Source organism: Rhodoferax sp., assembly GCF_018780565.1.
GTDB lineage: Bacteria > Pseudomonadota > Gammaproteobacteria > Burkholderiales > Burkholderiaceae_C > Rhodoferax.
Genome location: NZ_JADMJN010000010.1, coordinates 50864 through 59356, shown reverse-complemented (window position 1 = coordinate 59356; position 8493 = coordinate 50864). Strand labels below are relative to the sequence as shown.

The 8493-nt window shown below is 57.8% G+C and carries 9 protein-coding genes; 8 read left to right on the top strand and 1 reads right to left on the bottom strand.

Annotated elements, in window-relative coordinates:
* The first annotated feature begins 65 nt into the window (after positions 1-65).
* From IV109_RS14245 to IV109_RS14210, 8 genes are all read left to right on the top strand, one after another.
* Positions 66-1787 (top strand): DUF2341 domain-containing protein, encoded by a 1722-nt coding sequence (locus IV109_RS14245; RefSeq protein WP_296697614.1) that lies wholly within the window; start codon positions 66-68, stop codon positions 1785-1787.
* A 2-nt stretch (positions 1788-1789) separates the two neighbouring features.
* Positions 1790-2200 carry a biopolymer transporter ExbD gene (locus IV109_RS14240; RefSeq protein ID WP_296697611.1) on the top strand — a complete coding sequence of 137 codons (411 nt, stop codon included), beginning with the start codon at positions 1790-1792 and terminating at the stop codon, positions 2198-2200.
* On the top strand, positions 2197-2865 hold the full coding sequence (locus tag IV109_RS14235; protein ID WP_296697606.1) for a TonB family protein: 669 nt from the start codon (positions 2197-2199) through the stop codon (positions 2863-2865). Before IV109_RS14240 ends, IV109_RS14235 begins: the two co-directional genes overlap by 4 nt.
* Positions 2866-2902: 37 nt before the next feature.
* On the top strand, positions 2903-4453 hold the full coding sequence (locus IV109_RS14230; protein WP_296697602.1) for a putative porin: 1551 nt from the start codon (positions 2903-2905) through the stop codon (positions 4451-4453).
* 34 nt (positions 4454-4487) lie between these two features.
* Positions 4488-5297, top strand: coding sequence for an ankyrin repeat domain-containing protein (locus IV109_RS14225; RefSeq protein ID WP_296697599.1), 810 nt, complete (start codon positions 4488-4490; stop codon positions 5295-5297).
* Positions 5297-5947, top strand: coding sequence for a hypothetical protein (locus IV109_RS14220; protein WP_296697596.1), 651 nt, complete (start codon positions 5297-5299; stop codon positions 5945-5947). Before IV109_RS14225 ends, IV109_RS14220 begins: the two co-directional genes overlap by 1 nt.
* A 95-nt stretch (positions 5948-6042) precedes the next feature.
* Positions 6043-6183, top strand: coding sequence for a hypothetical protein (locus tag IV109_RS14215; protein ID WP_296697593.1), 141 nt, complete (start codon positions 6043-6045; stop codon positions 6181-6183).
* A gap of 148 nt (positions 6184-6331) precedes the next feature.
* Entirely contained in the window at positions 6332-6694 is a 363-nt protein-coding gene (locus IV109_RS14210; RefSeq protein WP_296697590.1) for a hypothetical protein, read from the top strand.
* Here the strand turns inward: IV109_RS14210 and IV109_RS14205 are convergent.
* Positions 6688-8487, bottom strand: a complete 1800-nt coding sequence (locus IV109_RS14205; RefSeq protein WP_296697588.1) for an acyclic terpene utilization AtuA family protein — start codon at positions 8485-8487, stop codon at positions 6688-6690. The genes IV109_RS14210 and IV109_RS14205 overlap by 7 nt on opposite strands.
* Between the last annotated feature and the right edge of the window lie 6 nt (positions 8488-8493).

Below are 8493 nucleotides of genomic sequence, written 5' to 3'. Positions count from 1 at the left end.
GTTCGTAAGCTTACAGGGCTGGCGGCTTGAGTCCGCCGGTCTCTCTCTTTTCTCACATAAATCAAATGAAACGTTTTTTTGCGATTGTTGCGCTGATATTGGTCTTGCCCGCTTCTGCCCATGCATGGTGGAACAAGGATTGGACGATGCGCAAACAGCTCACGCTGGATACTCAGGCTGCAAGTGTGCCGGCGGAGGCGTTATCGGTGCCCGTGCTCGTGCGGCTGTCTACCGGCAATTTTGATTTTCTCTCGGCCAAGGAAGACGGCTCGGACATCCGCTTTGTGGCGGAAGACGACACGACGGCGCTCAAGTTTCATGTCGAGCGCTTCGATAAGGCGAATGAGCTGGTTTTTGTGTGGGTGCAAGTGCCGAAACTGGCCGCAGGCAATGCCACCCAGCATATATGGCTGTATTCCGGGAATCCAAAGGCCGAGCCTGTAGCCGATAGCAATACCAGTTACGACGCGCAACAGTTGCTGGTGTATCACCTGAGTGAAGCGCAGGGATTGCCACAGGACGCCACAGTCAATGGCAACCATGTCAGCCAAGCCAACCTTGTTTATGTGCCGGGTGGTCTGGTGGCCGGGGCCGCCAAGCTTGCCGGTGATGGTGGCATGGTGGTGGGTAGTGCAGCCCTGCAGGCGGCCAAGGAGCTTACTTTCTCTGCCTGGATAAAGCCGCAGCAGCCTGATGGCGAGTTGCTGGCGCTCGGCGGCCTGACGCTCAGGCTTGTTGCCGGTGTGCCGGTGTTGGCTGTCAATGGGGTTGAGACACGCTCTGCTGCACCGGTTGCTATCAATGAGTGGCATCACGTGGCAGTCACCGTGGGGCAGGGGGTCGCCTTGCATGTAGATGGCAAGTCAGTGGCTGCGGCAGCGGGTACCTTGACGTCAGCGGCGAGCATGCGCATTGGTGGCAGTCTGGTCGGTGAGATTGATGAGGTGCAGGTTTCCACGGTAGTGCGTTCAGCTGCCTGGCTGGCCGCTCAAGTCGAGTCACAGGGTCAGGCGGGCCGGCTCGTCAAGTATGGTGAAGACAAGACGACCAGCGGTGGTGAGGGCACATCCTATTTCACGACCACAATGAACAACCTGACCGTGGACGGCTGGGTGGTTGTCATCATCTGCGTGTTCATGTTTTTCATAGCCATATGGGTCATGGTCAGCAAGGCGATGCTGTTGGCTCGTGCAGAAAAAGCCAATGAGGCGTTCGCAGAAGCCTTTGGCAAGATGTCACGCGGTTTGGCGGAACTCGATGATGTTGCGAGTTCACACACCGGCCAGATGGACAAGCTGGCCACCATGCTGGATGCGTTCAAGCATTCGCCCTTGTACCGGATTTACCACGTCGGTGTGACGGAGTTGAAGCATCGTTTTCCTGCCGCCGGTGGCGAGCAGGGATTGCCGGTGATTTCGTCAAGGTCTTTCAATGCGGTGCGTGCCAGCTTGGACACGCAACTCATCCGCGAGGGCAATCGCCTGAACAAGGGCATGGTGCTGTTGACTATTGCCATTTCGGGGGGGCCATTTCTTGGCTTGCTGGGCACGGTTGTGGGGGTGATGATCACCTTTGCGGCGATTGCAGCAGCCGGCGATGTCAATGTGAATGCGATCGCACCCGGTATTGCCGCGGCGCTGGTGGCGACCGTGGCTGGCTTGGGGGTTGCGATTCCGGCGCTGTTTGGCTACAACTATCTGACCACGCGGATCAAGACCGTATCCAATGACATGCATGTTTTTGTGGACGAGTTCGTCACCAAAATGGCCGAGAACTACGGGGGCTGACCATGTCAAAAGTTCAAGATGATGGTGCGGTCTATGACGACATCAACATCACGCCGATGCTGGATCTGTCCTATGTGTTGCTGGTCATATTCATTTTGATGACAACCGCCTCTGTGCAGGGCATCAAAGTGAATTTGCCCAAAGCCAGCAATACGCCGAGTCTGGCCAAGCCCTCGACCAAGGCGATCACCATCACGCAGAACGGAGCGCTTTACCTCGATGCCTTTCCCGTGGCTTCCCTGCAGGAGCTGGAGTCGCGGTTGATCGCCTACAAGGCCAGCTTGAAAGAGTTCCCTATTGTTGTGAAGGGAGATTCAACGGTGCAATACGAGAAGGTTGTGGAGGTGCTCGACTTGCTGGGCAAGCTGGAGCTGACTCAGATCGGGCTGGTCACGCAGCGGCTGGTCAAGTGAGCGCGTTGGGCAGCATAGGGCGGCGCTGGCGCCGCACGCTGTTGGCTGTTGTCGGTGTGCTGGTGCTTGGAGCGCTGATCTGGGTGTTGGTCGACGAACTGGCGACGCCAAGTCAGGTCAAGAAAAAACGTGCGATTCAGGAAATTGCGCTGCTGAAACCGCCACCACCGCCACCACCACCGAAGGTTGCGCCACCACCGCCCAAGGTTGAGGTACGGGAAAAGATGGAAGTGCCCAAGCCCGATCAGCAGCCGGACAAGCCTGCTGATGCACCACCGCCCGGACCTGATTTGGCGGTGGATGCGGCCGGTGGTGCGGGGGGCGATGGATTTGGTTTGGTGGGCAAAAAAGGCGGAGCCGATTTGGTCGGTAGCGGCACAGGTGGAGCGGGCAGTCGTTTTGCCTGGTATGGCGCACTGGTGAAGGATCGCATTCAGGACGCGGTGTCCAGGGAAAAGAAGCTGCGCGAGGCGGATTTTCGGATCATGGTCCATGTATGGGTTAGTGCCAGTGGCGCGGTGACGCGGGTTGAGTTGATTGATTCCGCCGGCAATGCTGACCTGGACAACGCTTTGAAGGCGGCATTGCGCAACTTGCCGCCGATGCGTGAAGGTGCCCCTGGGGATATGCCGCAGCCCATCAAGTTACGTATTACGGCTCGTTGACGGGCAAATTTTGAAGAGATGACGAATGAGTAAGAAAATGCAAACTCGACTGAAAACGATGAGCTTCGCGGTCGCAATGGCGCTGGGCGGAAATGCTGTCCATGCCGATGAACGTGCGGAGATGGAGACGCTGCGCCAGACGACCTTGAACCTGATTCAGATACTGGTTCAGCAGGGGGTTCTTAGCCAGGACAAGGTTGATCTGCTGATTAGCCAGGCCGAAACAAAAGCCAAGGAAACCGTTGCGTGGCAAAAGAAAGCCGATGCGGGTGTCGTGCGGGTCCAATACGTGCCCGAGGCCGTGAAGAAGCAGATAGCTGATCAGGTGCGTGAAGAAGTGGTGGCGCAAGCCAAGGTGGAGCGTTGGGGTGATGCCAATGCGGTGCCTGAGTGGGTGGATCGGCTCAAGTGGGAGGGCGATTTGCGCATGGGCTTCCAGGGCGACCGGTTTTCGAAGAACAATGCACCGGAATTCTTTCAGCAGGTTCAAGGGCAAAACGTCACGAATACGACCATGGATCGTGATCGTTTCCGGTTGCGCGCCCGGCTTGGACTCAACGCCAAAATCACACCGGAGATTTCCGCTGGTCTGCGCTTGGCAACAGGCAGTGTGAATGACCCGGTGTCAGCCAACCAGACTTTGGGTCAATACGGCACCAAATCCAGTTTTTCACTGGATCGCGCTTACCTCAAGGTTCATTCAGATGACACCCTGTCATGGGGAACCCTGTCTGCTGGACGCATTCCCAACCCCTGGTTCAGCACCGATTTGATGTGGGATGATGACCTGAATTTTGAAGGTGCGGCATTGCATCTTCAATCAAAAGATCAGTCGGCCAAAACCTGGCGTCCGTTTGCAACGCTGGGGGCGTTTTCCTTGCAGGAGCTGGAGCAATCCGGCTCTTCCCGGGTCCCGAGCAAATGGTTGTTTGGTGGGCAGGTTGGCGTGGAATGGGTGCCCAGCAACAAAACCCGTGCCAAATTCGGTCTCGCGTACTACAACTATCGAAACATCAGCGGCACACGAAATCCTGCACTTAATGATGTGCAGTTCAATGGGACGGCCGCAAACGTCAGGCAAAAGGGCAACACCTTGTTCAATATTGACAATGATGGCAACGTGAACACCAATTTGTATGCCCTGGCTGGAGATTACCAACTGCTGAACCTGACCGGCATGGTGGATCTGAATTTGTTCAATCCGGTTCACGTGATGCTGGGTGGCGACTATGTGAAAAACATCGGGTTCAGTCGCAGCAAGACGTTGGAGCGCACAGGATTTGATGTCACCCCTCAGACGACCGGATACATGGCGCGTGTCGCAGTCGGTATGCCCAACATGCTGCTCAAGCATGACTGGCAACTGTCCGTTGCCTATCGCTACCTGGAGGCCGATGCGGTGCTGGACGCCTTTACAGATTCGGATTTCCACCTGGGCGGCACCAACAACAAAGGCTTTATCCTGGGCGCGCAATATGGTCTGGGGAAAAACACCTGGCTGAGTGCGCGCTGGTTGTCCAGCAATGAAATTCGTGGCTTGCCCCTTTCTATTGATGTGTTCCAGTTGTATTTCAATGCCAAGTTTTAATCCGTTGCGGGTGACTGCCTTCAGTGCAGTCTCGATGCTGATGGTCACTGTGCTGGGGGCGTGCGCCATGAGTCCCCAAAAGCTGGCTTACCGTGACCGGCTGGAAGCGGGAATTTCCTCACCCGAGGACATCGAGAGATTCAAGACAACCGAGCGTGAGCAGTCGGCACTGATTGCCGATGCACGAAGCATGCCGCCTCGTCGTGCACAGGCAGGAGATATTCAACTCATTCAGGCGGCCGCGACCGGGGACACCGTTCGCATGGCGGCATTGCTGACAAGCGGAGCGCATGTGAATGCCGTGGACGCACAGAACCAAAACGCCCTCCTGGTTGCAGCGCGTGCAGGCGAAGTTGAAGGCGTGCGGCTATTGCTGAAAGCCGGAGCTTATGCAGATGGCCGTGGCGGCACGATGCCGCCCCTTGCTGCTGCCGCTTTGCGGGGCCACACGATGGTGGTGCGCTTGCTGATTCGCAATGGGGCCGATGTAGATGGCGTAGGTGAAAACGCTCAGTCTGCACTAATGAATGCGGTCAAACTGAAGCACCTGGGTGTTGTCCAGGTTTTGATCGAGGCCGGAGCAAGTCAACAAGTGCTTGACCGCGCGGGCGACAATTTGCTGACCGTTGCGGTCACCGAAAACAATCCGGAGATGCTGGCCTTGCTGTTAAGACTGGGAGTGAGCCCGGACCTTGCGGATAGCAATGGTCTCACCGCCCTGTATTGGGCGGAGTATCTGAAACGCCCGGAATTGGCGCTATTGCTGCGTAAGGCGGGCGCAGATCCGCTGCGGAAAAAAACCGAATTGATTGTGAGTCAGCCCTATAACTTTGGAGAATTTTGATGTCGCGTCTACCAGGCGTTCTGATCCTGTTGGCTTTGGTGAGCAGCTTCGTGACTGGAAATGCATGGAGTGAGGAAAAAGGAGCCATCCGCGAACGGGAGGCCCTGCGCCGCGTGCAGCAGCAGGTACAACAGCTCCGTCAGGAAAAGACAGCTTTGGAGGCAAAGCTGGCCAGTTTTGAGCAAGAGAAGGCGACATTGGGACAGGAGCGGGATAAATTGGTGAACGGAGCCCAGGCCCGTGCCAAATCAGAAAGTGTGAAGCGCGAACAGTTGCAACTGGCCCTTGATGCCATGACGCAGGAAAAGCAGGCGCAGAAGGGCGAATTTGACCAGCGCTTGACTGAACTGACGACGAAGCAGACCAACACCGAGCGGGAACTGGCCAAAACCTTGGCTCAAAGGAAGCAGGCTGAATCCATGATTGTGGCGCGCGATCAGCAGGTGGCCAGTTGTCAGGAAAAAAACGTCATGCTTTACCGGCACGGACGTGATTTGATCGAGCAGTGTCGTGACCGCAGTGCTACAGACGCGGTATTGCGCCTGGAACCATTTACCGGCATCAAGAAGGTAGCGATCGAGAATCTGCTGGAGGAATACCGCGACAAGCTGGATGCGGGAAAAGTCAGCTCTACTGAAAACAGAAAATAACTGCGTCGCCTCGGATCGAATACCCCTTCGATTCTTGGAGAAGGAAAGCGTAAGAGTCTGTCAGAAATTTGGTGTGTGGCATTTATCATCAGGGCATGAAAACAACCTACATTCTCGGCGCCATACTCGTTTGCAGCGTCATCGGATCATTGGTCGGCGCTCGCTCAACCAAGACGGCCCTTCTGGTGGTCACTGGCATTCTCTCTGTCTATGGGCTGGTTCGCCTTTTGGGTTAAGTTCAGTTGCTGGCATTGGACGCACGCCTGTCATACCGCCATTTCAGCGCAAAAGTGAAGAGCGTTTCCGTGGTTTTTCAAGCCTTATGCGCGCGCCTGGACAACCACAATCAGTCCCTTCACATCGGAATACACGGACGGACTCGCCATGGAACTGCAATACCAACTTAAAGAAGGCGCCTACAACCTATACGACATGAGCACGCCGGCCAGCACGGTCACCGGCGAGCGGCGCTTGCGCCTGCGAACGGACACCGTCGCGATTGCGTTTGACGTGAGGACTGGTGTCTTGCATGAGCATGGCAGCCCCCTGCGAATTCACTCCTGGGCGCTCAACACCCGCAGGCGTCTGCGTTCCAGCGGCGCGATCGACCAAGCCAATGACCTCGTGGTGGTGTCTGGCCCCCTGCCGGTAGACGAGATCAACAAGTGCCTGACGATCACCGGCTACTGCCGCCGCATGTTTACACGGTTAAGCACCTTGCCTCACGGGAAAAGGTTGCGTCATTGATCTGAGTTGATCTGCATGGCAATGGATTGCGGCACTGCAACCGCAAGGTCCAGAAGCATTTGCCCCATACCCTTGCCCAGTGGGTCCATGCGCCTGGACGCAGGGCCACCACCATCCAGGGCCTCGTTCATCAGGTAATTGATCGCACCTATGCCGGGCAGGTGAAAGCGCTCCACATCACCCTTCACCAGATGGGCAAAGTACTGCTTCACGACATCAGGTGTCACTCGCGCCCAGATCAGCGGCAACCATTCGGGGCGTCGCGCAATGACCCCGATGTTGGATATGTTTCCCTTGTCACCGCTGCGCGCCCAGGCAAGCTTGATCAGCGGCACTTCGGTCATCGGCTCGTTCGGCTCCACCCATGCGCAAGGGGGTGGTGTCACGGTCTGGGGCGGTAGGCCACCCGGACGCGGGATGGCGACCTCCGAACGCTGGCCATCAACTACAAAGCCAACAGCGACTTCACGCTTGTCCAGCAGGAAGGCCAACGGTTTGATCAACGGCGAAACCGAAGGACGACCGCCCCCCGGGCTGGTCGTACCCGGCGACCAGGACGTGCCGGACGGGGCGATCTCGCGCGCGAACATCTCCAGAGCCTGCCTGGACGGGTGATCGACGGTAACGCGAACCATGACTTCCCGCGATTGAGCGGTTCGCGCGTGCGAGCCGTAAAGCGACTCAGCCCCCAGCAGCGCGATGCCGACGGCGCTGAAGTCCGGGAAGCCGGCCGCTGCCAGGATCGTGCGCGTGCGCGCCACGATGGCCTCCCCCGTTCGGCGCGCCTTCGCGGCAGCGTCGATGCCGATGATGACCATCGTGCCGGCGCAGCGGTACCCGTCCATCGCCGTCGCAGACACCTTGTAGCGGTCGCCCGGTGCAAACCCCCGTGCGCCACTGACCTGAACGCGGTTGTCGGAGATTTGCTCGATCAGGACTTCCCGGAAGTCACAACTTACGTCGGGCAACAAATAGGCTGCGGGATCACCGATTTCGTAGAGCAGTTGTTCGGCCACCCCTGCACGCAGCACGATACCGCCCGTGTTGGCGGGCTTGGTGACAATGAAACTGCCGTCTTCCTTGCATTCGATGATGGGGTAACCGATGTTGGGCCAATCGGGAACACTGGCCCAATCTGTGTGCAACCCTCCTGTGGCCTGACAGCCGCATTCGATGATATGGCCAGCCAGGCTGCCACCCGCCAGGCGGTCATAGTCCGTGGCGGACCAGCCGAACTCATGAATCAAGGGCCCGAGTGTGGTGGCACTGTCCACCCCGCGACCTGTGATGACGATGTCGGCGCCGGCATCGAGTGCCTGCGCCACGGGCAGTGCGCCGAGGTAGGCATTGGCGCTCAGGATTTTCTCGGGCAGTGGCTCCCCGGTAAACATGTCCCGTGTACCCGCTGCACGCAGGCCAGCCATCAACGGCGTGATGTCATCGCCTTCGACGACTGCGATGCAAGGGGAAAGTCCCATCCCCTGCGCCATCACGCGAAGGGCTTCGGCGCAGCCACGGGGATTGATGCCACCTGCATTCGCCACCACCCTGATACCGCGCTGCATCACCTGTGCCAGAACCGCCTTCATGGCGACGTCGACGAAATCGGTGGCATAGCCGAATTCGGGCTTGCGTGAGCGCGCCGACGCCAGGATGGCCATGGTGGTTTCCGCCAGATAGTCGAAAACCAGATACTCAATTTGCCCCGAGTTCACCAACTGCGGTGCGCCGATCATGCTGTCGCCCCAGAACCCCGATGCGCCTCCAATGCGCACGACCTTGCTCTTGTTCAACGTAGT